Source organism: Sphingomonas glacialis, assembly GCF_006439055.1.
Taxonomy (GTDB): Bacteria; Pseudomonadota; Alphaproteobacteria; order Sphingomonadales; family Sphingomonadaceae; genus Sphingomonas; species Sphingomonas glacialis_A.
In genome coordinates, this window is record NZ_RCZC01000001.1 from 481,806 (window position 1) to 503,537 (window position 21,732).

The 21,732-nt window shown below is 68.5% G+C and carries 21 protein-coding genes; 9 read left to right on the forward strand and 12 right to left on the reverse strand.

Features of this window, described 5'->3' with window-relative positions:
- Positions 1 to 22 precede the first annotated feature (22 nt).
- Complete coding sequence (locus EAH76_RS02255; protein WP_140847473.1) at positions 23 to 823, reverse strand: SDR family NAD(P)-dependent oxidoreductase; 801 nt, start codon at positions 821 to 823, stop codon at positions 23 to 25.
- 140 nt (positions 824 to 963) lie between these two features.
- On the opposite strand from EAH76_RS02255, the gene EAH76_RS02260 reads away from it, so the two are divergent.
- Positions 964 to 1,344: a winged helix-turn-helix transcriptional regulator gene (locus EAH76_RS02260; protein ID WP_277754228.1), complete on the forward strand. Its 381-nt coding sequence runs from the start codon at positions 964 to 966 to the stop codon at positions 1,342 to 1,344.
- Between the two features lie 203 nt (positions 1,345 to 1,547).
- Here the strand turns inward: EAH76_RS02260 and EAH76_RS02265 are convergent, their stop codons facing one another.
- On the reverse strand, positions 1,548 to 1,796 hold the full coding sequence (locus tag EAH76_RS02265) for a hypothetical protein (RefSeq protein WP_140847479.1): 249 nt from the start codon (positions 1,794 to 1,796) through the stop codon (positions 1,548 to 1,550).
- Positions 1,797 to 2,162: 366 nt separating this feature from the next.
- Positions 2,163 to 2,570 carry a MarR family winged helix-turn-helix transcriptional regulator gene (locus EAH76_RS02270; RefSeq protein WP_140847483.1) on the reverse strand — a complete coding sequence of 136 codons (408 nt, stop codon included), beginning with the start codon at positions 2,568 to 2,570 and terminating at the stop codon, positions 2,163 to 2,165.
- Positions 2,571 to 2,750: 180 nt separating this feature from the next.
- Here EAH76_RS02270 and EAH76_RS02275 point away from each other — a divergent pair, with 180 nt between their 5' ends.
- On the forward strand, positions 2,751 to 3,869 hold the full coding sequence (locus EAH76_RS02275) for an HlyD family secretion protein (protein WP_241659505.1): 1,119 nt from the start codon (positions 2,751 to 2,753) through the stop codon (positions 3,867 to 3,869).
- On the opposite strand, the gene EAH76_RS02280 is transcribed toward EAH76_RS02275, so the two are convergent.
- Together EAH76_RS02280 and EAH76_RS23845 are read right to left on the reverse strand one after the other, a co-directional pair.
- Positions 3,866 to 5,005 (reverse strand): glycerate kinase family protein, encoded by a 1,140-nt coding sequence (locus EAH76_RS02280; protein WP_140847489.1) that lies wholly within the window; start codon positions 5,003 to 5,005, stop codon positions 3,866 to 3,868. The two genes, EAH76_RS02275 and EAH76_RS02280, sit on opposite strands and share 4 nt — an antisense overlap.
- 3 nt (positions 5,006 to 5,008) lie before the next feature.
- Positions 5,009 to 5,173: a hypothetical protein gene (locus EAH76_RS23845; protein ID WP_161988947.1), complete on the reverse strand. Its 165-nt coding sequence runs from the start codon at positions 5,171 to 5,173 to the stop codon at positions 5,009 to 5,011.
- Positions 5,174 to 5,364: 191 nt separating this feature from the next.
- Here EAH76_RS23845 and EAH76_RS02285 point away from each other — a divergent pair, with 191 nt between their 5' ends.
- The 3 genes from EAH76_RS02285 to EAH76_RS02295 are packed head-to-tail and all read left to right on the forward strand — an operon-like array spanning position 5,365 to position 9,017.
- Positions 5,365 to 6,972: a DHA2 family efflux MFS transporter permease subunit gene (locus tag EAH76_RS02285; protein WP_194150928.1), complete on the forward strand. Its 1,608-nt coding sequence runs from the start codon at positions 5,365 to 5,367 to the stop codon at positions 6,970 to 6,972.
- Between the two features lie 10 nt (positions 6,973 to 6,982).
- Complete coding sequence (locus tag EAH76_RS02290; RefSeq protein WP_140847493.1) at positions 6,983 to 8,416, forward strand: efflux transporter outer membrane subunit; 1,434 nt, start codon at positions 6,983 to 6,985, stop codon at positions 8,414 to 8,416.
- Between the two features lie 16 nt (positions 8,417 to 8,432).
- The gene (locus EAH76_RS02295; protein WP_241659506.1) at positions 8,433 to 9,017 is read left to right on the forward strand and encodes a TetR/AcrR family transcriptional regulator; all 585 of its coding nucleotides are present in this window, start codon (positions 8,433 to 8,435) and stop codon (positions 9,015 to 9,017) included.
- 20 nt (positions 9,018 to 9,037) lie between these two features.
- Here EAH76_RS02295 and EAH76_RS02300 read toward each other — a convergent pair whose 3' ends face one another.
- From EAH76_RS02300 to EAH76_RS02320, 5 genes are all read right to left on the reverse strand, one after another.
- Positions 9,038 to 10,330 (reverse strand): glycoside hydrolase family 130 protein, encoded by a 1,293-nt coding sequence (locus EAH76_RS02300; RefSeq protein ID WP_140847497.1) that lies wholly within the window; start codon positions 10,328 to 10,330, stop codon positions 9,038 to 9,040.
- A gap of 375 nt (positions 10,331 to 10,705) precedes the next feature.
- Positions 10,706 to 11,701 carry an SMP-30/gluconolactonase/LRE family protein gene (locus tag EAH76_RS02305; protein WP_170207994.1) on the reverse strand — a complete coding sequence of 332 codons (996 nt, stop codon included), beginning with the start codon at positions 11,699 to 11,701 and terminating at the stop codon, positions 10,706 to 10,708.
- On the reverse strand, positions 11,698 to 12,171 hold the full coding sequence (locus EAH76_RS02310) for a cupin domain-containing protein (protein ID WP_140847500.1): 474 nt from the start codon (positions 12,169 to 12,171) through the stop codon (positions 11,698 to 11,700). The genes EAH76_RS02305 and EAH76_RS02310 overlap by 4 nt, the downstream gene beginning before the upstream one ends.
- Complete coding sequence (locus EAH76_RS02315; protein WP_140847504.1) at positions 12,168 to 13,298, reverse strand: Gfo/Idh/MocA family protein; 1,131 nt, start codon at positions 13,296 to 13,298, stop codon at positions 12,168 to 12,170. Before EAH76_RS02315 ends, EAH76_RS02310 begins: the two co-directional genes overlap by 4 nt.
- Before the next feature lie 80 nt (positions 13,299 to 13,378).
- Entirely contained in the window at positions 13,379 to 13,648 is a 270-nt protein-coding gene (locus tag EAH76_RS02320; protein WP_140848338.1) for a helix-turn-helix domain-containing protein, read from the reverse strand.
- 286 nt (positions 13,649 to 13,934) lie between these two features.
- Between EAH76_RS02320 and EAH76_RS02325 the strand changes: the two genes are divergently transcribed.
- The 3 genes from EAH76_RS02325 to EAH76_RS02340 all read left to right on the forward strand — a co-directional run bounded on the left by EAH76_RS02325 (position 13,935) and on the right by EAH76_RS02340 (position 16,908).
- Positions 13,935 to 15,281: a GntP family permease gene (locus EAH76_RS02325; RefSeq protein WP_140847507.1), complete on the forward strand. Its 1,347-nt coding sequence runs from the start codon at positions 13,935 to 13,937 to the stop codon at positions 15,279 to 15,281.
- A gap of 24 nt (positions 15,282 to 15,305) precedes the next feature.
- Positions 15,306 to 15,983 (forward strand): FadR/GntR family transcriptional regulator, encoded by a 678-nt coding sequence (locus EAH76_RS02330; RefSeq protein WP_140847510.1) that lies wholly within the window; start codon positions 15,306 to 15,308, stop codon positions 15,981 to 15,983.
- Positions 15,984 to 16,545: 562 nt separating this feature from the next.
- On the forward strand, positions 16,546 to 16,908 hold the full coding sequence (locus tag EAH76_RS02340) for a hypothetical protein (protein WP_140847513.1): 363 nt from the start codon (positions 16,546 to 16,548) through the stop codon (positions 16,906 to 16,908).
- Between the two features lie 75 nt (positions 16,909 to 16,983).
- Here the strand turns inward: EAH76_RS02340 and EAH76_RS02345 are convergent, their stop codons facing one another.
- Positions 16,984 to 17,901: an alpha/beta hydrolase gene (locus EAH76_RS02345; RefSeq protein ID WP_140848340.1), complete on the reverse strand. Its 918-nt coding sequence runs from the start codon at positions 17,899 to 17,901 to the stop codon at positions 16,984 to 16,986.
- Positions 17,901 to 18,410 carry a gluconokinase gene (locus EAH76_RS02350; protein ID WP_140848342.1) on the reverse strand — a complete coding sequence of 170 codons (510 nt, stop codon included), beginning with the start codon at positions 18,408 to 18,410 and terminating at the stop codon, positions 17,901 to 17,903. Before EAH76_RS02350 ends, EAH76_RS02345 begins: the two co-directional genes overlap by 1 nt.
- 257 nt (positions 18,411 to 18,667) lie before the next feature.
- Here EAH76_RS02350 and EAH76_RS02355 point away from each other — a divergent pair, with 257 nt between their 5' ends.
- Complete coding sequence (locus EAH76_RS02355) at positions 18,668 to 21,727, forward strand: glycosyl hydrolase family 28-related protein (protein ID WP_140848344.1); 3,060 nt, start codon at positions 18,668 to 18,670, stop codon at positions 21,725 to 21,727.
- The last annotated feature ends 5 nt before the right edge of the window (positions 21,728 to 21,732 follow it).

The window sequence follows — 21,732 nt, forward strand, 5'->3', positions numbered from 1 at the left end:
CGCCTCGATCGATGCGCTTCGATCAGGCCGGTTCGCTCGCGCGATAGCGCTCGCCGGCCTCGCGGCGCGACAGGAACGGCACCATCGCCAGGCGCGCCTCGGCGAAGGTCGACCATAGCGCCTCGTCATGGAGCGGCGGGATCGTCACCGTCTCGCCGCGATCGAACCCGACCAACGCGGCATCGACCAGATCTTCGGTCTCCATCACCATTTCGGGCGGGAACGCAGTGACGTCCTTGCCGTTGCGCTCCCAGATTTCGGTGCGCGTCACCCCCGGGAGCACCGCCTGCACCCGCACGCCCTTCGGCTCGAGCGTCACCGCGAGCGACTGGCTGAGATTCAGCACGAACGCCTTCGACCCGCTATACACGCCGTCGAAGCGCTCGGGCGCGAGCAGCGTGACCGAGGCGATGTTGATGATCCCGCCCGCGCCACGCTCCGCGAAGACGCGGCCAGCAGCCCCCGCCAGCACCGCGACCGCGGTGATGTTGAGCGCGATCAGCCGCTCGACCGCGCCAGCCTCGGCGTCGAGCAAGCCCCCGGCGAGCGCGATGCCGGCATTGTTGACGAGCAGCGTCAGCGTCGGGTCCGCCACGATCCGCGCCTCGACCCGCGCAAGATCGTCGCGATCGGTCAGATCGGCGGCGAGCACCGTGACCGTCCGCCCCGTCTCGCGCTCCAGCTTTTCGGCGAGCGCGGCCAGGCGCGCCTGATCGCGCGCGACGAGGATGAGGTCGTAGCCGCGCCGGGCGAGGCGATCGGCGTACAGCGCGCCAATGCCCGACGAGGCACCGGTAACCAAGGCAGTGTTCGGAGCAGACATCGCAGAATTCCTTGTCCAAGCCGTCGCATCACCCTTCCGCGAAGCGACTTGCATAAGAATAGGAACATCACTATTGTTATGCAATGGACACGAGTAGATTTGTCGATGGGGTTTGCCCGGTTGCACGCGGGTTACACCGGATGGGGGACACCTGGAGCATGTTGATCCTGCGCGACGCCGGCGCTGGGCGGACGCGGTTCGACGAGTTCCAGAAGTCGCTCGGCATCGCGCCCAACATCCTGACGCGCCGGCTTGCGGCGTTGACCGCGACGGGTCTGCTCGAACGCCGCCGCTACAATGAGCGCCCCCCGCGCGACGAATATGTGCTGACCGCGGTCGGCGCCGATTTCCTGCCCGTGCTGTACGCGCTCGGCGCGTGGGGCGCACGGCACTTTTCGGACGGCGACGTGAGCGGCCTGGTCAATGCGGCGACGGGCAAGGTCATCCGGCCCGAAGTGATCGACCGCGAAACCGGCACGCCACTCGCCCAGCTCGACCTGCGGATCGCGCCGCCAGCCTGACGGGGCCGCTACTCGCGATCCGACGAGCACATCCGCCAGCGCGGACTCTGCAGACATTGACGGTCTTCGATCCCGTGGCTCCGGACGCATCGGCGGACCGGCCTGTTACCCTCGTCGCTCTCCGCACGACACGCTGCGCGGGACGGCCGCACACCTCGCGGTGCGCGGCCTGACCTTCGCGGCGCGCGAAGCGCGATCCGCGTTCAGTTTGCGCTGCTGGTCCGCGCGTCGCGGCGGCTCTCGACGCGCTTGCTGTTGTCCTCGTCGATCGCATTCCATTGCGCCGCCGTGTGGCAGATCGACGTGGTCATGATCGAGCCCGTCGTCTCCTGGCGGCGGCAGATCTTCTTTTCCTTGACGGGTTTCGCCGGGGGAGTCTCGATGTCCTGTGCCCACGACGCCGTGGCGACGGCGGCGGCACCCAAGGCAAGCAAAGTCGTCACAAATTTCATCGGTCTTCTCCTCATGGTGAAGGGTACAGGCCACCGGCTGGTGCCTGGTCTCGCAGATGCTTCGCGCGGTCGCGGGGAACCCACGCTCTCCCGCCCGATCGGACGGCTCGAGCGTGAGCCTCGGCGCTGACGCGCGAAGCGCGCAGCGGCCATCGATAGCAACGCGCCTCCCCAAATCGCGCGAAACACCAATAGGAGGATATAACCCTAATCTTTTGCGCGCGTAAACCGCTAATCTGCCGGCGCGGCGACATATCCTGATGGTATCATGGGAAAATCCGCCGCCCCGAGCGCAGAATCGCCGCGCGGCTTAGCGCGGTCGCGACGGTCGAGCGGGGCGGGATCGCGTGGTCCGATCCGCCGGCGTCAGGCGAATTTGAGATTCGCCAGCGTCTCGCGCAGCCGGTCGGCGGTGTCCTTGGTGTTGAGGCGTTCGAACTCGTCCTGCGCGGCCCGCCACAATGGCCGCGCCTCGGCGAGCAGCGCCTCGCCCGCCGGCGTCAGCCGGATGCTCCGGGCGCGGCGGTCGGTCGCCGACGTGGTGAAATCGACCAATGCCGCCTGGACCAGCGGGCGGATGTTCTGGCCGATCGTCGTGCGGTCGAGATCGAGCAAGGCGGCGAGCGCATTGACGGTGAGCGGTGCGCGATCGTCCATCAGCACCATCATCGAAAATTGCGTCGATCGCAGGCCGACCTGGCGCAATTTCGCATCGTACAAGCGCGTGATCCGCCGGGACGCAGCGCGCAACGACGCTCCACTACAGTCGCTCATCCAGCGTTCCTTCCTCTCCCCGCCGTTGCAGCGTGCCGACGATCATAGGCCGACCGGCGGAATTTCCCAACCTATTGCTATGATGCGAGATCGACTCTGCGGCGGCATTTGTCTTGTGATATTACGTCAATCATATTAAGGACGGCGCCCGAGACAGCAGGGCTTGATGCAATGGACGCGATGACGACCGAACAGACGGCAATGACCGCGCAGCAGCGGCGGCGTTTCCCCTTTCCTTCGGGCCGCACCGTGGCGGCGTCGGGGGTGGCAATCGCGGTGGCGATTGCCGGCACAGTGTGGATCACCGCCGCTCCGTCGAGCGAGAGCACCGACGATGCGTACGTCGCCGCCGATTCGACGACCGTTGCGCCAAAGGTGCGTGGTCTCGTCTCGGCGGTCTATGTGCGGGACAATCAGACCGTCCGCGTCGGCCAGCCGATCGCGCAGATCGATCCCGAAGAGTTCAACGCGAAGGTCGCCTCGACCAAGGCGGCGGTCGCCGATGCGGTTGCCGGGGTCGCCGCGGCGCGCGCCGCGCTGGTCGATCTCGCCGCGCAGGAACGCCTGACCGGTGCGCAGACGCTCGCCGCGCGCACCGCGATCCGCTCGGCCGACGCGCAGTCGGATCGCGCGATCGCCGACCGCGCGCGTTACGACGCGCTCGTCGCCACGGGCGCGGTCGCGCGCCGCGACGCCGATTCCTACGCCGCCGCCGCAATCACCGCGCAGCAGGACGCCGCGCGTGCCCGCGCGCTCGTCGCCGTGTCGACCGAATCGGCCGGGGTCACGCGCGCCAAGCGCGCCGGGCTGCTCGCCGCGCTCCAGGTCGCGCAGGCACAGGTCGGACAGGCCCAGGCCGCGCTCGATCTCGCGCTGCAGGATCGGCGGCACACCACCATCTATGCCCCGGTCGATGGAACGATCGGCAACCGCCAGGTGCGGGTCGGCGACTATGTCCAGCCCGGCAGCCGGCTGGTGATGATCGTGCCGCTCCACGCTTTGTACGTCACCGCGAACTTCAAGGAAACGCAGACCGGCCGGATGCGCGCCGGTCAGCCGGTGTCGATCCATGCCGATGCCGCGCCGGGCAAGGAGATCCATGGCCGGGTCGACAGCCTCGCGCCGGGCTCGGGTTCGAGCTTCTCGCTGCTGCCGTTCGAGCCCGGCACGGGCAATTTCACCAAGATCGTCCAGCGCGTCGGGGTGCGGATCCGCTTCGATCGCAATCAGCCGGCGGTCGAGCAGCTGCGGCCGGGGCTGTCGGTCAGCGCCAAGGTCCGCCTGAGCACCGAGCGCTAGCCGTCGCGCGCGACCGGCCCCGCGGCGCGCCACTCGGTGGCAAGCGCAGCGGCGAGTTCGGCGACGATCTCGGCGGCGTCGCGAAACGGGTCGCGGGCCGCGCCGGCGGCGGTGACGATTTCGGCGATGCGGTCGAACAGCAGATCGCCACCCTCGACGCGCCCCGCGATCGCCCAGACCGGGACGTGCGCGGCGCGCGCGCGCTGCGCGATGCGGACGGGAAGCTTCCCCTGCAGGCTCTGGCGATCGAGCGCCCCCTCCCCGGTGATCACCAGGTCCGCGCGGGCAATGTCCGCCGGCACATCGAGCAGGTCGAGCATCAGCGTCGATCCCGAGACGATCGTCGCGTCGAGCGCGGCGGAGAGCCCGGCGGCGATCCCGCCCGCCGCCCCGCCACCGGGCAGCCGCGCGACCGGCCGGCCGAAGCTGCGCTCGAGCGCGTCCGACCACAGCTCGAGCCGCCGCTCGAGCAAAGCGACGGTCGCCGCATCGGCGCCCTTTTGCGGCGAGAACAGCCGCGCCGCACCCGCCTCGCCGACCAGCGGGCTGTCGACATCGGTCGCCACGGTGATCGCCACGCCTGCGCGGATCGCGCGATTGGCGGGCGCGCGGATCCGCCAGATGCGCTCCAGCGCGAGCAGCTCGACGGGTTGCCCGTCACGATCCTCGAACGCGAAGCCGAGCGCAAGCAGCGCGCCCGCGCCACCGTCGGTCGTCGCCGAGCCGCCGAGGCCGACCACGATCCGCGCGACGTCGCATGCGGCCACCGCACGGATCGCATCGCCCAACCCCGCACTATTGGCACGCAGCGCCGAATCGGGCGTCGGCACCAGCAGGTCGAGCCCACACATTTGCGCGGATTCGATATAGGCGGTGCCGCCGAGCGTGGCGAAGCGCGCGACGATCTCTCGCCCGAGCGGCCCGCGCGCGCGCAGCGGATGCGGCTGCGCGCCGCTCCCCACCAAGGCGTCGATCATCCCCTCCCCGCCATCGGACAAAGGGCGCCGGATCACCTGCGCCGCGGGGACGGCGCGCAGGATGCCGGTGGCGATCGCATCGGCCGCCTCGGACGCCGTCAGGCTGCCGCGGAACTTGTCGGGCGCGATCAGCACCCGCGGTGTCGGCGATCGCCCCATGGCTCAGGCCCGGAAGTCCAGCGCCAGCTTCCCGCAGGTCGCGGGGTGCTGGAACAGGAAGGCATCACCGGTATCGTAACAGGAGACGGTGGTCGTGTTCGGCATCCGCAACGAAACGTCGGCCGGCACCATCGCAACCTGCGCGCCACTCGCAATCGATACGGGCACGGTGATCTCCTCGAACAAGCTCCACGCCGAACCATCGCTCGATCGCCCGGAGCTGACGGCCCCGCGTCACGGCGGTCACCACCGCGTGCGACGGATCGCGCCGCGTGTCGAGCGGGCCGCGCGTCGCACCTTGCAAAGATCGCGTGCTGCTGTAATATGATTGCCGTCATACAACAGGAATCGCGTCGGCCATGGCAAGCATTGCAGCGAGCGGAGCGCGACGCGCGGCTGCCCCGCCGAACCCCGCGTCGATGCCGCTGTCGCGCAAATATCTGATCTTCGCGGTGCTGGCGTTCGGCCAGTTCATGGCGCTGATCGACATCCAGATCGTCGCCGCCTCGCTCAACGACATTCAGGCCGGGCTCTCGGCTGGTCCCGACGAGATCAGCTGGGTGCAGACCGCCTATCTGATGGCCGAGCTCGTGATGATCCCCTTCTCCGCCTTCCTCGCACAGGCGATGTCGACCAAATGGCTGTTCGCGACCTCGGCGGCGCTGTTCACCGCGACCAGCATCGCCTGCGGCCTTGCCTGGAACATAGAATCGATGATCGCCTTCCGCGCGATCCAGGGGTTCGTCGGCGGCGCGATGGTGCCGACGGTGTTCGCGGTCGGCTTCACGATCTTCGAGGGCAAGCAGCGCGCGCTGATTCCGGCGATCCTCGGCATGGTCTCGGTGCTCGCGCCGACGCTCGGGCCGACCGTTGGCGGGATCATCACCGAGACGATCGACTGGCGCTGGATCTTCTTCATCAACATCGCCCCCGGCATCGCGGTGACCGCGCTCGCGATCTGGCTGGTCGATATCGATCGTGCCGATACGCGGATGTTCGGCAAGATCGACTGGTCGCATCTCGTCGCGATGGCGGTCGCGCTGGCGGGGCTCGAATATGTCCTCGAAGAAGGGCCGCGGCACGATTGGTTCGGCGATCCGCAGATCGTGATGGTCGCCTGGATCGCGCTCGTCGCCTTCGGCCTGTTCCTCGAACGCTCCTTCTATTCGAAGAACCCGATCGTCCGGCTCTCGCCCTTCCGCCGCCCGACCTTCGTCTTCGCCTGCGTGTTCAACCTGGTGATCGGCTTCGGCATCTACAGCTCGACCTATCTGCTCCCGGTGTTCCTCGGCCGCGTGCGCGACTTCAACAGCCTGCAGATCGGCACCACCGTCTTCGTCGTCGGCGGCGGTCAGCTGATCGGCACCTTGATCGCGGCGAGCGCGAGCCAGCGCGTCGATCGGCGGATCACGATCGCGATCGGCCTGCTCGGCTTCGCCGGCAGCCTGTGGATGACCTCGCACATTAGCGCGGAATGGGGCTTTGGCGAGCTGCTCCTGCCGCAATTCGTCCGCGGTCTGTTCGTCATGCTGTGCATCGTGTCGAGCGTGAACATGGCGCTGACCGGGTTCATGGGACCCGAATTGCGCTCGGCCTCGGGGCTGTTCAACCTAATGCGCAATCTCGGCGGCGCGATCGGCATCGCCACCGTCAACACCTGGCTGCAGGACAATAGCCGGATCCAGGCGTCGCGCTTCGGCGAGGCGCTGGGCGCGAGCGGCAGGAGTGCGCAGGACGGCATCGCCGACCTGGCACGCCGCTTCGCCGCGATCACGCCCGACCCCGACCATGCGCTGCTGATGGCGCAGGCCGCGATCGGCCGCGTCGTCGGTCGCCAGGCGCTCACCGTCGCGTTCGACGACGTCTTCCGCCTGATGGCGCTGATGTTCCTTGCGGCACTGGTGATGGTTCCCTTTTGCGGCGCACCGCCCCCCGGCGCCGCCCCCCCGCCCCCCGACGCTCATTGAGGATCGAACGATGCGCCTGCACTTCCTGCTGCTCGGAGCGACGGTGCTGACCGGCTGCGCGGTCGGCCCGACCTTCCATCCGCCCGTCGCCGCGCTCACCCCGAGCTTCCTCGGCGCCGCGGCGATCGACACGCAAGCCCAGCCCGCCGATTGGTGGCGCGGCTTCAACGATCCGCTGCTCGCGACGCTGATCGCCAGGGCGGTCGCCAGCAACACCGACATCGCCCAGGCACGCGCGCGGCTCGCGCAATCGCGCGCCGCGGCGCAGGGCGCGGGCGCCGCCTTGCTCCCGACGCTCGATGCCACCGGCGACGTGACCACGCTCAGCCAATCGCTCGAGACGCCGATCGGCGCGGTCAGCACCGGCTTGGGCCTGCCGCGCGGCTATACCCAATATGCCGTCGGTACGCAGGCCTCGTGGGAAATCGACCTGTTCGGGGGCCTGCGCCGCGGCCGCGAGGCGGCGCGGGCCGATCTCGCCGCCAGCGCCGCCAGCACCGGCGCGGTCGAAACCGCGATCTCGGCCGAGACCGCCGACGCCTATCTGACGCTGCGCACGCTGCAGGCGCGGCTCGACGTCGCGATCGGGCAGGAGCGCAACGAAGCACTGCTCACCGATTTCGTACGCCAACGCGTCGCGCAGGGCGTTTCGGCCGACCGCGAGCTCAATCGCTCGGCCGCCGCCCTCGAAGGCGTCCGCGCGTCGATGGCGCCGCTGCGAGCGGGCATTGCGGCGCAGCTCAACCGGCTCGACGTGCTCGTCGGGGAGCAGCCGGGCAGCAACCGCGCGCTGCTCGGCCCCGCCGCCGCGATTCCGCTCGCCCCCGCCCCGGCGGGGAGCGCGGCGCCGACCGAGCTGCTGCGCCGCCGGCCCGACGTGATCGCCGCGGAACGCCGTTTGGCGGCGGCCAATGCGCGGATCGGGGTGGCGGTCGCCGATTATTATCCGCACGTCTCGTTGACCGGGCTGTTCGGCGTGGCGAGCCTTGGCACCAGTTCGCTCTTTACCGGCAACGCGGTGCAGGCGTCGGGCGGCGCCGGCGTGCGCTGGCGGCTGTTCGACTTCGGCCGCGTCGATGCCGAGGTCGCGCAGGCGCGCGGGCGCGAGGCCGAGGCGCTCGCCGCCTGGCGCGGCGCGGTCCTGTCGGCTGCCGAGGATGTCGAGACCGCGCTGGCGCGCCTCGCCGAGGCGAAGCTCGAACGCGAATCGCTCGTCCGTCAGGTCGCGGCGCTGACCACGGCGCGCGCGCAGGCGCAGGACGCCTATCGCGTCGGCGTCGTCGCATTGATCGACGTTACCGATGCAGATCGCGATCTGCTAAGCGCCTCGGATCGGCTGGCGGCCGTGCGCGGCGAGGAATCGCGCGCAGCGGTCGCGGCCTATCGTGCGTTGGGCGGGGGATGGCGTTACGACGCGCGGACACGCGACGTGGCGAGCCGCTGACGTCTGGAGAAGTACGATGCGCTACGACAGCGAACACAAGGCCAAGACCCGCGAGCGGGTGCTCAAGGAAGCCTCGGCCGCGATCCGGCTCGAGGGGCCCGATCGCGTCGGTGTCGCGGCGATCATGTCGCGCGCTGGGCTGACGCATGGCGGCTTCTATGCGCATTTCAAATCGAAGGACGATCTGGTCGCGCAGGCGATCGGCCATATGTTCGAGGATCGCTATGCCGCCTTCTTCGCGCATCTAGACACGTCCGATCCCGCCGCCGCGGTCACCGCCTTCGTGACCGGCTATCTGTCGATGCGCCACCGCGATGCGATCGATCGCGGCTGTCCGATCCCCGTGCTCGCGGGCGAAGTCCCGCGCATGTCACCCGATGCGCGCGCGATCTTCGTCACCGCGGTGCGCAAGCTGACCGAGGCCGTCACGCAATTGCTCGAAAACCTCGACATTCCCGATGCCAACCATCGCGCTTCGTCGATCCTGTCCGAGATGGTCGGGGCGCTGGCGCTGTCGCGGATGCATTCCGACACGGCCGAAGCGCAGGCGCTGCTCGACCATTCGCGCCGCTCGATCCTGCGCGCGCTCGGGCTCGACTGACGCACGATCGCCAGCGGCGGTCACTCCATCGTCTTTAGCAGATCGTCGATCCGACAGCTCGCAAAGCTGGTCGAATGGTCGGCGATGCCGAACGGCAGCAACAGCGTGCGATCATGGACGATCGCGCCACAGCTATAGACGACGTTGGGGACATAGCCGCTGCGCTCGTTGGGCCCCGGCCGCAGGATCGGCTCGGGCGTCCGCGCGAGCACCTTGCTCGGATCGGCCTTGTCGAGCAGGCACGCGCCCATCGCATAATTGCGCATCATCCCGACGCCGTGGGTGAGCAGCAGCCAGCCCTCGTCGAGCTCGATCGGCGACCCGCAATTGCCCATCTGGATATATTCCCACGGGTAGCGCGGGCCGATCAGCTTGACCCCGCCATCCCAGTTGGTGATCGTATCCGACGCGATCAGCCACAGATTTTCATTGTCCTGCCGCCCGATCATCGCGAAGCGCCCGTCGATCCGCCGCGGGAACAGCGCCATGCCCTTGCTCCCCGGCACCGATCCGGTCAGCGGCGTCATCTCGAAGGTGTTGATGCCCGTGCCGCGGAACAGCTCGCAGCGCGCGTCGCGCCCGTCGAACGCGGTATAGGTGCCGAGGAAGCTGACCGATCCGTCCTCTTCGGTGAAGCGCACCATCCGCAGATCCTCGATCCCCTGACGCTGGCTCGCGGTCACCGGGAACAGCACGCTCTCGGACGGCGCCTCGCTGCCTTCGCAGATCACCCGCGTCGTCCCCGCCGCGCCGCTCGCATCGGGCCCCTCGATCCGGGGCGAGGTGACCCAGCCGCTCGGCTCGTCGACGTGAAAGCCGTCGCGCGCGCTCCAGCTGCCGGTGCGGAAGGTGACCGAGGAGACGTGCCCCTCACCGATCCCGCGCAGCGACAGGATGAAATTGAGCCCATCGTCGGGCGCGCCATCCTGGTTCATCCGCAGCACGATGCTCGGGTTGAACAAGGCCGCCGCCTCGAACGAATATTCCGCACCGAGATAGGCACCGATCAGCAATTGCTGGTCGTCGTCGGCGCTGATCGGCGCGGCCAGATCCGCGCGCACCGCCTCGAACCGACGCCGCAGCAGCGTCTCGACATTGCGATGCCGTTCGGACAGCGACGCCACGATACGCGCGCGATCGGCGCGGCGCGTCGCCGTGTCGAGCGACAGCACGCGGTCGACGACGGTCTGCAGCCGCGGGCGCGCCGCATCGCGAAAGGGTTCGGGATAGTCGACGTTGAACGGCTTGATCACGGTGCGCGACGGGTCAGGCCGCAGCTGCAGGTCGGAATAGGTGAAGAGGGCGTCGCTCATGGAAGATGGCTCCGATAGCGGAAGGACGTGCGCGATAGGGGAACGGATGTCCGATCGAGCGGCTCCAACGCCCATCCGATGGTAAGGCTGCGTTTCGCTAGTCACTGACGGACGGCGTGCATCGTCCGCACATTCCGCCCCGTCTTCATGGTCCTATCGCGAACCGCGGGCGCGCTCGCAGGTTCCGCGGCATGCGCTCGGGCCCCTTCCGGGCGCGACGCAATGCGCGAGCTCGCCGATCGGCGTGGCCTATGCCGGGGAGAGCCAAACATCAAAAGCGTTCCGCTCGTCCCTATTTGGCCGCGCCATCACGGCCGCTGGCAGGTCCCCTCGGACATCGCGATCCGCGCCGGGCATCGACCCGCCTGCCGCGCGTCACCCCGCGATGCGCAGCGGCATACGCAGCACGCGGTCGGACGCGGTCAGGAACAGCGTCTTGCCGCCCTCGCCGAACGCGCAATTGGCGATCGGCCCGCCATTCGCGATCAGTCCGAGCGGTTCGGCCTCGGGCGTCAGGATCATCATCCCGCCGGGTGCCGAGCAGAACATCGTGCCATCACGCGCGATCTTCATCCCATCGGGGAGGCCCGGCGCGCCACCGACCTGGAGCGGTTTGGCATCGAGCCAGATCCGCGAGCCCGTCGGCAGTCCGCCCGCGTCGAGATCATAGACGCGGATCACCGGCGCCGCTTCGTCCGACACCGAGACATAGAGCCGACGCTCGTCGGGCGACAGCGCGATCCCGTTGGGCCGCGTCAGCGTCCCGTCGAGCAACACCGCCTCGCCGCCGGGCATCCAGCGATAGACGCCGTTATGCGGCAATTCCTTGAGCGACGACGTGTCGCCATCGGCCAGCCCATAAGGCGGATCGGTGAAATAGAGCGCGCCGCTACGCGCGACGTGCAGATCGTTGGGGCTGTTGAAGCGCTTGCCCTGATAGCGATCGACCAGCACGCGACGCTGCTTCGTCTTCAGATCGAAGCGATCCACGCTGCGCCCGCCGCTATTGGCGATCAGCAGCGCGCCGTCATGCCCCAGCGCCAGCCCGTTCGACCCCGCCTCGCGCACCAATTTGGGATCGGTGCCCCCCGCGCCCGAGGGCGACAGAAACGCCGTCGCCCCCCCAGCGCGCGTCCAGCGCCGCATCAGATTGGCGGGCGGATCCGAGAATAGCAGTCCCGTCCCCGGCACCCATACCGGCCCTTCGGCCCAGCGGATCCCGGTCGCGATCGTCTCGATCACCGCATCCGGCGCGATGATCCGGTCGAGCTTGGGCGACAGCCGACGGATCACGGGCGCGGTCGCCACCGCCGCAGCGGGCATCGCGACACACGCCGCGCCGAGCGCCAGCAGCTGACGGCGGTCGATCATTTCCGCGGCAGCTTCATGCCGAGCAGAACCAGCTTGCCACCGGTGATTCCGAAATAATGCGGCGTTCCCGCCGGGATCAGCATCACGTCGCCAACGCCAAGCGGCCGCGTCGTGCCGCCCTCGATCCGGCTGCCCTCGACCAGATCGGCCCGCGTGGTGTGCGGATCGACCATCCGCCCGCCCGAAATGAGCGTGCCAGCGCCCGCGATCACGATCGCATATTCGGCATCGTCGGGATGCACCGCGGGCTTGCCCGGCCCCTTCCAATATTCGAGCGCAGCGACGGTCGCCCCATCGCGCACCAACGGCGCATAAGCGAAGCCCTGCCCCGGCTTCATCCCCGCCGCCATCTTCGCAACCGCCGTCTTGACGTCGGCAGCCGAGGCGAACCCGGTCGGATCAGCGGCAGGCGCCTGCGCGGCAACCGGCGCGGCCACGGCCAGCGCGGCGATCAGCAACAGCGGCTTCATGCGCGACCGTCCAGCCGGATCGTGCGACCCTCGCGCGCCGAGCGGTAGATCGCCTCGACGATGCGCATGTCGCGCAACCCCTCCTCGCCACCGACGATCGGCTCGCGCCCGGCCACGATGCAGTCGGCGAGATGATCGAGCTGCCCCGCGAACTGCGTCACGCCGGGCCCCGGCGGCGGGGTAAGCTCGCGCTCGCGTCCATCCTTGCCGGTCCAGATATGGTTGCCGCTATAGCGCGTCGCGGGTTCGAGCTCGATCCGCCCCTTGTCGCCCATCAGCAGGATATGGTTCTGATTGGCGCTGTACATCGACTGGCACCCCGCGATCGCGCCCGAGGGAAATTCGAGATTCCATTCGATCATGTCCTCGACCTCGCGGAAACGCGGGTCGTTGCGGTCGGTCGATTCGCGCGCGGTCACCGCGATCGGCTCCTCGCCCGTCATGTAGCGCGCCGCCTGGAGCGAATAGACCCCCATGTCCATCAGCGACCCGCCGCCCGACAGCGCGCGCTTCAACCGCCATTTCGACGGATCGCCCTGAGTGAAGCCATGCTCGGTCCGGACGTAACGGATCTTGCCCGCCGCCCCGCTGCGCGCGAGCCGCATCGCCTCGAGGTTGAACGGCTCGAAATGACAGCGATAGCCGATCATCAGCTTGCGATCGGCCTTGCGGCACGCCGCGATCATTGCCTCGCATTCGGCGACCGAGATCGCCATCGGCTTTTCGCACATCACATGCTTGCCCGCCTTGGCGGCGCGGATCGTATACTCGGCATGCATCGAGTTGGGCAGGCAGACATAGACGATGTCGATCTCGGGATTGTTCCGGATCTCGTCGAAGCGCGCATAGGAATAGACCGCGTTCGCGCCGAGCCCATGCTCGGCGGCGACGCGCTTGCCCTTGGCGGCGTCGCCGGTCACCACCGCGACCAGCTTGCTATGCTGGCAATGCGCGAATTCGGGGATGATCACGCCGAGGCCGTAGCTGCCGAGCCCGACGATCGCATAGCCGAGCTTGCGCCCACCCGCCGGGAGCGGCGTCTGCGCGCCGGCCGGCGTCGCGATCATCTGCGGAGCGACCGCGGCAGCAGCCGCGGACAGGAGGAAATCGCGGCGTCCAAAATCCATGCGTCGTTCCTTGTGCGGGCGCTCGCGGTTCAGGGAAGACGCGCCTGATGGGGAGGAAATGCCGGTTTACCCGCCTGCGCTCAATGCGCCAGCGCGCTGTTGCCCCAGCCGAGCGCCTGCGCGGTGACCGCCAGTTGCGTGCGGTTATGGACCTTCAGCTTGCGCATCAACGCGGTCATGTGCGCCTTGACGGTCGCTTCGGCGATGCCGAGGTCATAGGCGATCTGTTTGTTGAGTTGCCCGCAAAAGACGCCGTCGAGCACTTTGCGCTGCGTCGGCGTGAGCCGTGCGAACGGCGTCGGCGGGTCGGTTGCGAGCCTGGTGTCGGCCGCTGTGGCGTGCTGCGTCATCGTGATCCCTCTCCCCATCATGGCGTGACGTGGCACGCGCTGTTCGATCGTCGGCTTGGGCCGATCGCAGGGACCATATGACGAATCCCGTTAGTCAGACTTTACGCAAATTGGTTGGACAGATTCAAGCCTATTTGCGACACAAAACGTCACATTCGGCATTTTTCTTTGGACAAGACGAAATGCTGTCATACAGATAGCGCCGATCGCAGCCTAAGACTGCGGAGCATTGGGGGAGGCACTGGATGGTCTATCGGCAAGCGGTAAAGTGCGGACGGCGCGTCCGATGACCCCGGCAGATTGTCGCCTGGTCCTTGCCGCCATTCTCGGCATCGCGCTGTCGATCGTGCTGATCGTACGCGGCCGGCTCCATCCCTTCATCGCCTTGCTGACCGGCGCCTTCACCGTCGGCCTGATCGCCGGGCTGCCGATCGCCGACACCGCCAAGGCGATCCAGAAAGGCGCGGGCGACATTCTCGGCGGCACCGGGCTCGTCGTCGCGCTCGGCCTCGCGCTCGGCGCGATGCTGCAACTGTCCGACGCCGCCGCTGGCCTTGCGCGCACCGCATTGCGCTGGGCCGGGGTGAAAGGCGCACCCTGGGCGAGCGTCGCGACCGGTCTCCTGATCGGCCTGCCGCTGTTCTTCGAAACCGGGCTGGTGCTGCTCCTGCCGATCGTGGCCGCCGCCGCCGCCGCGCTGCCGAGCGGCGCGAACCAGGACGCCGCCAAGCTGCGCCTGATGCTCTCGGCGCTCGCCGGGCTGTCGGTGGTCCACGCGCTCGTGCCGCCGCATCCCGGTCCGCTGCTCGCGGTCGAGATGCTCCATGCCGATCTGCTGCGCACGCTCGGCTACGGCCTGCTCGTCGGCATCCCGACCGCGATCGTCGCCGGGCCGGTGCTCGCCAAATTCACCGCGCGCGGCATCACGCTCGCGCCGCCGATGCTCGCACCCAATGTGATCGAGATGCCCGCCCCGGCGAACTGGCGCGCGCTGCTCGTCGTGCTGATGCCCGTCGTGCTGATCGCTGCGGGGCAGGCCGTCGCGCTGCTCCCACCCGCGCTCGCACCGCGCTTCGCCATCCTCGCAGTGGCGAGCAACCCGGTGCTCGCGCTGCTGATCGCGTGCCTCGCCGCGTTGCCGCTGCTCTTCGGCCGCCGCATCGGCGACGCCAAGGTGCAGGAGGCGATCTGGAGCGAGACGATGCTCCCGGCAGGCGCGATCCTGCTCGCGATCGGCGCTGGCGGCGCGTTGAAGCAGGTGCTCGTCACGGCAGGGCTTTCGGACCTGCTCGCGCGCGTCGCGACCGGCGGGCCGCTGTCGCCGATCGTGCTCGCCTGGCTCGTCGCGGTGTGCATCCGCCTCGCCACCGGCTCGGCGACGGTCGCGACGATCACCACCGCGGGGATCATGCCGGCGTTCGTCGCCGCCTCGGGCGCATCGCCCGAATGGATCGTGCTCGCGATCGGCGCGGGCTCGCTGTTCTTCAGCCATGTCAACGATCCCGGCTTCTGGCTGGTGAAGAGCTATCTCGGCATCGACACCGCCTCGACCTTCAAGACCTGGTCGGTGATGGAGACGGTCGTTTCGGTGATGGGGCTGGCGTTGATCCTCGTCGCCAGTCAGCTATTCTGACGCGATGCGACGCGGGACGAAGCCATGAGCGAGGGGCGGCTGGCCGACCGGGCCTATGCCGGGATCGTCGAGATCATCAACAAGGATGCGCTCGCGGTCGGCGATCGGCTGCCCTCGGAGGCGCGGCTCGCCGAGCTGTTCGGCATGTCGCGCACGATCGTGCGCGAGGCGCTCGTCCGGCTCGCCTCCGACGGCATCACCGAGGCGCGGCGCGGCGCGGGCTCGTTCGTCAAGGGACGCCCGTCGGACCGGCTGATCGCCTTCCTGCCGATGGATCATATGTCGGCGACCTTCGGCACCTACGAAGTCCGCTTCGTGCTCGAGGCCGAGGCCGCGCGGCTCGCCGCGTCGCGCCGCTCGAGCGAGGAAATGGCGGCGATCGACGCCGCGCTCGACGCTTTGCGCACCGCCCTGCTGTCGAGCGCGCCGGCGCATGACGAGGATATGGAGCTCCACCGCCGGATCATCCTGGCGACCGCCAACCCGGCCTTTCTGATCGCGTTCGAGGCGCTGTTCGCTGATGTCGACCGGATCATGCGCGCCGGCGTCGACATCTCGCGCTCGCGCCCGCCCGAGGTGATCGGCGCGATGCTGCGCGAGCATGAGATGCTCGTCGATGCGATCCGCCAGCAGGACGCCGACGGCGCCGCGCTAGCGATGCGCTGGCATCTGTCCGAGGGTCGGAAGCGGCTGCTGCCCTAGCGCTTTCGAAGAAGCACGCACCCCGGCGAAGGCCGGAGAACGGCGGCGGATCGAGCGCGCCTTTCATTGGCCGTAGACTCTTAAAGCTGCCATTCCACTTCCGACCAGTTGCAGACGTTCCAGGAGGCAGCGTATGCTACTCGACCTGGGAGACTGTAATGTTCGGCTGGTTTAGAAAACGGGATGAACGTCTACAACCCGAGGCTCATTGGACGGTTTTAGTAGAACCGGACCGAATTCAGGTTACGGACAATGCGTGAAACACGGCTGCGCTTGCAAAGGTTGACTTAGCGGGCGTAGCGATTGAGACAAACGATACGGGCCCTTGGGGAGCCGACGTCTGGTGGTTTATGTTCGGAGCCGACGAACGGCTCTCATGTTCGTTCCCACAGGGAGCAACAGGTGAAAGCGCGGCGCTTGATTACCTCATGAAGCTACCTGACTTCGACTATGGGCAGATGGCCCTAGCGATGGGCTCGACTGCGAACGCCAGTTTTCCTGTGTGGACTAAGGTCCGTTGACGACCACTTGCGGACGTTCGCAGATAATTTAGTTTGGCGCGATGAAGCATGTCGCGCCCACCCGAGGAATAGGCAGGGAATTGCTGGCAGTCGCCGCAATCGGGTTGATCGGGTTCGTTTATTTGGGCGGCAATTGGGAGACACGCGCGCCCACTTTCGCGCTTGGCCGCGTCATGAGTTTCGGCCTCGTCGAACAGAAGAATTATGGACAGATCGGCAGCGTCCTTAGGGCTAAGGTCGCGCTGCCTGATAATGAGATTGTCTCCGTTTCGCTTTCCAACGGATCGCTTTGTCGCGCGGGTTCGCCAATTGAAATCGAGGAGGCGCACACGCTTTTTGGCTCTCGTTTCAAGCCCGGCGTCCGCGAGTGTGGAATGCTCGCTTCGCACGCTGTCGATAGATAGCGGTTCGTCCGCTCACCACCAATCCCTGCCGTTCAGCGCACACATAGACGGCTGCGAATTTTATGGATTCACGGCTTAGTTCGGCAAAAGCTCGGTCGTACTGCTCGGCGTCGCGCGCGTGCCGCCGCCGGGCACCAGCCAGCCGCCATCGCCGAGCCAGTCGGCCAGCCGGTCGGGCCAATGCTGCAACCCAACGCGCTCGGCATGCATCGCGACGTTGAAGCCGTGGTCAGTGTCGGCGAACAGGTGCAGCTCGGCCGAGACGTGCGCGTCGCGCAATTGCTGGTAGAGCGTGAGCGTCGGCGCCGCGCAGCACGCATCGAGCGTCCCCGCCGCCAGGAACGCCGGCGGCGCCCCCGCCACCGCCCGCGCGGGCACGCCGAGCGGCCCGGGATAGATCAGCACCTGGAAATCGGGCCGGCCATCGACCCGGTCGATCGCGTCGATCGACGGGGTCACGGGCGCGGGATTGTCGGCGACGAGCGACACCAGCTCGCCCCCCGCCGAAAACCCCATCAACCCGATGCGATGCGGATCGACACCGTACTCAGCGGAGTGCGCGCGCACATAGCGCACCGCACGCCGCGCATCGGCGGCGGCATCGCGCTCGATCTGGTACGCCGAGCCCGCTTCGCGCGCGAGCCGGTACTTCAGCACGAACACCGTCACGCCGAAGCGATTGAGCGTGCGCGCCGGCATCAGCCCCTCATTCACCCACACCAGCATCTTGTGCCCACCGCCCGGCGCTATGATGATCGCCGCGCCATTGGCATGCGCGCGATCGGCGCGCAGTACCGTCAGCGTCGGGCGATGCACGCTGCGGACATAGCTGTTCTCGACGATCTCGGGCGCGTCACGCAAAGGATCGGCACCGGGCGGACCATCGGGCCAGAGCGGCACCACGCTCGGCGCGACAGTCGGAACCAAGGCCGGCCCCTGTGCCGCCAGCGGCGCGGCGCAGCAGAGCGCGACCACAAGCCCCAGCGCCCGCATCACGCCTGCGCCGCATCGCCAGCGTGATCGCACGCCAGCCACGCCAGCGCCTCGCGGCACAGCCGCTCGGGCGGCGCGCTCGCATCGAGCGTGGTCGCCGCCTCGTCGGGCCCGAGCCGCTCGAGCGTCTCGAGCTGGCTCGTCAACAGGCTGCTCGGCATATAGTGACCGGGGCGATTGCCGAGCCGCCGGCGCAACTCCTCGGGCGTGCCGTCGAGCAGCAAGAACCGCGTCGGCGCGCCGATCGCTGTGACGAGCCGATCGCGATAGCTGCGGCGCAGCGCCGAGCACGCTGCCACCGCCACGCCGGTCGCGCGCACCTCGGCGCCGATCGCCGCGCCCAGCCGGTCGAGCCACGGCCAGCGATCGGCATCGTCGAGCGGCTGCCCGCTGCGCATCTTCGCCACCGCCGCGGCGGCATGGTACGAATCGCCCTCGAGGAACGGCGCATCGAGCGCGCCAGCGAGCACCGCGCCGAGCGTCGATTTGCCGCTGCCGCTGACCCCCATGACGATCACCGCCAGCGGCGCGATCCCTCGATGCTTGACTGCCCGTTGCAAAGATTGTCCCCAAAACCGGACGGAGCCGCGACGCGTCGCGCCGGCCCGGGCCTTTCGCATCGCCTGATACCGCTGGCTATGCCCGCCTGGGAACTACGACCATCGTCGCGGATGGCAGGCCCGTTTCGGGGGCCTATTCCCAGCCTCGGCCAGGCGCGCACGTGCCGGTCGTAAAGGGTAATGTTAACGTGAACATTCGAACAGCCATGCTGGTGACGACCGCGGTAGCGCTGCTGGCCCCCGTCGTCGCGCACGCGGAATCGCCCTCGACGCTCGCCACGCCTCCGGCCGATCCGCGCGCGGTCACCGTCGCGGGCGCCAATGACGGCCGCGCCGACGCGACCAACGCGATCCAGCGCGCAATCGACGCCGCGCGCAGCACCGGCGGCACGCGCAGCGGCGAAGGCATCGTCTTCCTCCCCTCGGGCCGCTATCGCCTGACGCGCAGCATCCTCGTTCCACCCGGCGTGCGGATCTTCGGCGTCGGGCCAACGCGCCCGGTGCTCGTGCTCGGCGATGCGACCCCCGGCTTCCAGACCGGCGTCGCGACCATGGTCGTGTTCACCGGCGGCGACCAATATCAGGTCGGCAAGGTTCCCGTCCCCGTGCCCACCGTGGTCCCGTCGCGCGACGACGTGCGCGACGCCAATTCGGCGACCTTCTATTCGGCGATGAGCAATGTCGACGTCGAGATCGGCGCGGGCAATCCGGCCGCCGCCGCGGTACGCTTCCGCGTCGCGCAGCACGCCTTTCTCAGCCATATGGACTTCCGTCTGGGCTCGGCCTTTGCCGGCGTCTACCAGGCGGGCAACGTCATGGAGGACGTCCACTTCCATGGCGGGCGCTACGGCATCGTCACCGAAAAGACCTCGCCCGCGTGGCAGTTCACGCTGATCGATTCGAGCTTCGACCATCAGCGCGACGCCGCGATCCGCGAGCATGAGGTCGACCTCACGCTCGTCAACGTCGCGATCCGCGACACGCCGGTCGGGATCGACATCGACCCCGGCTATAGCGACTCGCTGTGGGGCAAGGGCGTCCGCTTCGAGCGCATCTCGCGCGCCGCGGTGACGATCAGCCGCGAGGGCAGCGCCTTCACCCAGATCGGCTTCGACAATGCGCTCGCCACCGACACGCCGGTGTTCGCGCGCTTCCGCGAGAGCGGCAAGACCGTCGCCGGGGCGGGACGCAGCTACCGCGTCGCGACCTTCTCGCACGGCCTCGCGGTGCCGACGCTCGGCGCGACCGGCCGGATCGCGACCGATGCGCAGATCACCCCGCTCGCCGCGCTGCCAGCGCCGCGCGCCAACGCGATCCGCGCGCTCCCCGCGGTCGCGCAGTGGAGCAACGTCCGCGATCTCGGCGCGCGCGGCGACGGCACCACCGACGACAGCGCCGCGCTCCAGCGCGCGATCGACACGCACCGCGTGCTCTATTTTCCGGTCGGCTTCTACCGCGTCACCACGACGCTCAAGCTGCGCCCCGACACCGTGCTGCTCGGGCTCCACCCCGCGCTGACCCAGCTCGTCCTCCCCGACTCGAACCCCGCGCATGCCGGCGTCGGCAACGTCGTGCCGATCCTCGAGACCCCCAAGGGCGGCGACAACATCCTGTCCGGCCTCGGCCTGTTTACCGGCCGCATCAACCCGCGCGCCTCGGCTTTGCTGTGGAAATCGGGCGCGAATTCACTGGTCGACGACGTCAAGATCATGGGCGGCGGCGGCACCCCGACCGCCGACGGCCTGCCGCTCAGCGCGCGCGGTGCGCACAGCGGCGATCCGGTCGCCGACAATCGCTGGGACGCGCAATATCCTAGCATCTGGGTCACCGACGGCGGCGGCGGCACCTTCGCCGATGTGTGGACGCCCAACACCTTCGCGCAGGCCGGCTTCACCGTCACCGACACCAAGACGCCGGGGCATGTCTACGAACTCTCGGCCGAGCACCACGTTCGAAACGAGATCGTGCTCGACGGCGTGGAGAACTGGGAATTCCTCGCGCCGCAGACCGAGCAGGAAGTCGGCGAAGGGATGGATGCGACCTCGCTCGACATCCGCAACTCGCGCAACCTGCTGTTCGCCAATTATCACAGCTACCGCGTGACGCGGACCTTCCACCCGGCGGCCTCCGCGGTGAAGCTGACCAACGCGTCGGACATCCGCTTCCGCAACGTCCACATCAATGCCGAGAGCGGCATCGCGAGCTGCCAGGCAGACGGCTGCGGCACCTATCTGCGCGTCAGCAAATTCCCGTTCGAAAATGCGATCCAGGACAAGACGCGCCACCTCGAAGTCCGCGAGCGCGAGTTCGCCCGGCTCGACATTCCCGCCACGCCAGCACCGGCGGCAGCCCCCACCTCGCTCCCCGGCATAGGCCCGGTGCGCAAACTCGAAAGCGGCTTCTTCTCGATCTCGGGCGCCGCGGTCGATGCCGCGGGCGCGCTCTATTTCGTCGAGCATCGCTTCCAGCGGATCTATCGCTGGAGCCCCGCCGCCGGGCTCGAGATCGTCCGCGACGCCGCGCTCGATCCGGTCAACCTCGCGGTCGAGCGGTCGGGCAAACTGCTCGTGCAATCCTCGCTTGGCGCCGAGGGCAGCGTCTACGCCTTCGACCCCGCCGGGCCGAAGACCGACGTCACGCTCATCGCCCCGACCCCGGTCGCCGCGCACCCCGGCGCGGACACGCTGCTGCCGGGCAATTGGTGGAACAACGGCGAATTCCGCGACCAGTATGACGCGAAGACCGACCATTTCACCACGCTCGGCGAAATGTTCGCGCGCGATGCCGCCACCCCCAAGCCGCGCGAATATGTCTCGCCCGATGGCAGCCTCGTGCTCCCGGCGTTCCGCGTCTGGCAGCAGGGCACGCCCGACCATGTCGGCTGGCGCTTCTCCGACACGCTCGACGCCTACAGCCTGGTCGGCGCCCGCATCGGCACGCGCGTCTATGCCAGCAACGAATCCGAAGGCCGCGTCTACAGCGCGCTGGTCGGCGCCGGCGGGACGCTCGGCGACCTCAAACCCTTTGCCGAACGCGCCGGCGAGAGCGTCGCGGTCGATGCGCAGGGCCGCGTGTTCATCGCGAACGGGCAGGTCTTCGTCCACGCCCCCGACGGCCGCGAGATCGGCCGGATCGATGTGCCGGAACGCCCGCTGCAGCTGATCTTCGGCGGCGCCGACAAGGCCACGCTGTTCATCCTGACGCACCATTCGCTCTACGCCGTGGCGATGCCGGGGGGCACGTCAGGCCACTCTAACAACAACTAGAAAAA

What these genes read in the sequence shown, in the direction of transcription:
- EAH76_RS02255 (WP_140847473.1), bottom strand. Translation starts at nt 823, where the DNA reads ATGTCTGCTCCGAACACTGCCTTGGTTACCGGTGCCTCGTCGGGCATT.
- EAH76_RS02260 (WP_277754228.1), top strand. Translation starts at nt 964, where the DNA reads ATGGGGGACACCTGGAGCATGTTGATCCTGCGCGACGCCGGCGCTGGG.
- EAH76_RS02265 (WP_140847479.1), bottom strand. Translation starts at nt 1,796, where the DNA reads ATGAAATTTGTGACGACTTTGCTTGCCTTGGGTGCCGCCGCCGTCGCC.
- EAH76_RS02270 (WP_140847483.1), bottom strand. Translation starts at nt 2,570, where the DNA reads ATGAGCGACTGTAGTGGAGCGTCGTTGCGCGCTGCGTCCCGGCGGATC.
- EAH76_RS02275 (WP_241659505.1), top strand. Translation starts at nt 2,751, where the DNA reads ATGACGACCGAACAGACGGCAATGACCGCGCAGCAGCGGCGGCGTTTC.
- EAH76_RS02280 (WP_140847489.1), bottom strand. Translation starts at nt 5,005, where the DNA reads ATGGGGCGATCGCCGACACCGCGGGTGCTGATCGCGCCCGACAAGTTC.
- EAH76_RS02285 (WP_194150928.1), top strand. Translation starts at nt 5,365, where the DNA reads ATGGCAAGCATTGCAGCGAGCGGAGCGCGACGCGCGGCTGCCCCGCCG.
- EAH76_RS02290 (WP_140847493.1), top strand. Translation starts at nt 6,983, where the DNA reads ATGCGCCTGCACTTCCTGCTGCTCGGAGCGACGGTGCTGACCGGCTGC.
- EAH76_RS02295 (WP_241659506.1), top strand. Translation starts at nt 8,433, where the DNA reads ATGCGCTACGACAGCGAACACAAGGCCAAGACCCGCGAGCGGGTGCTC.
- EAH76_RS02300 (WP_140847497.1), bottom strand. Translation starts at nt 10,330, where the DNA reads ATGAGCGACGCCCTCTTCACCTATTCCGACCTGCAGCTGCGGCCTGAC.
- EAH76_RS02305 (WP_170207994.1), bottom strand. Translation starts at nt 11,701, where the DNA reads ATGATCGACCGCCGTCAGCTGCTGGCGCTCGGCGCGGCGTGTGTCGCG.
- EAH76_RS02310 (WP_140847500.1), bottom strand. Translation starts at nt 12,171, where the DNA reads ATGAAGCCGCTGTTGCTGATCGCCGCGCTGGCCGTGGCCGCGCCGGTT.
- EAH76_RS02315 (WP_140847504.1), bottom strand. Translation starts at nt 13,298, where the DNA reads ATGGATTTTGGACGCCGCGATTTCCTCCTGTCCGCGGCTGCTGCCGCG.
- EAH76_RS02320 (WP_140848338.1), bottom strand. Translation starts at nt 13,648, where the DNA reads ATGACGCAGCACGCCACAGCGGCCGACACCAGGCTCGCAACCGACCCG.
- EAH76_RS02325 (WP_140847507.1), top strand. Translation starts at nt 13,935, where the DNA reads ATGACCCCGGCAGATTGTCGCCTGGTCCTTGCCGCCATTCTCGGCATC.
- EAH76_RS02330 (WP_140847510.1), top strand. Translation starts at nt 15,306, where the DNA reads ATGAGCGAGGGGCGGCTGGCCGACCGGGCCTATGCCGGGATCGTCGAG.
- EAH76_RS02340 (WP_140847513.1), top strand. Translation starts at nt 16,546, where the DNA reads ATGAAGCATGTCGCGCCCACCCGAGGAATAGGCAGGGAATTGCTGGCA.
- EAH76_RS02345 (WP_140848340.1), bottom strand. Translation starts at nt 17,901, where the DNA reads ATGCGGGCGCTGGGGCTTGTGGTCGCGCTCTGCTGCGCCGCGCCGCTG.
- EAH76_RS02350 (WP_140848342.1), bottom strand. Translation starts at nt 18,410, where the DNA reads ATGGGGGTCAGCGGCAGCGGCAAATCGACGCTCGGCGCGGTGCTCGCT.
- EAH76_RS02355 (WP_140848344.1), top strand. Translation starts at nt 18,668, where the DNA reads ATGCTGGTGACGACCGCGGTAGCGCTGCTGGCCCCCGTCGTCGCGCAC.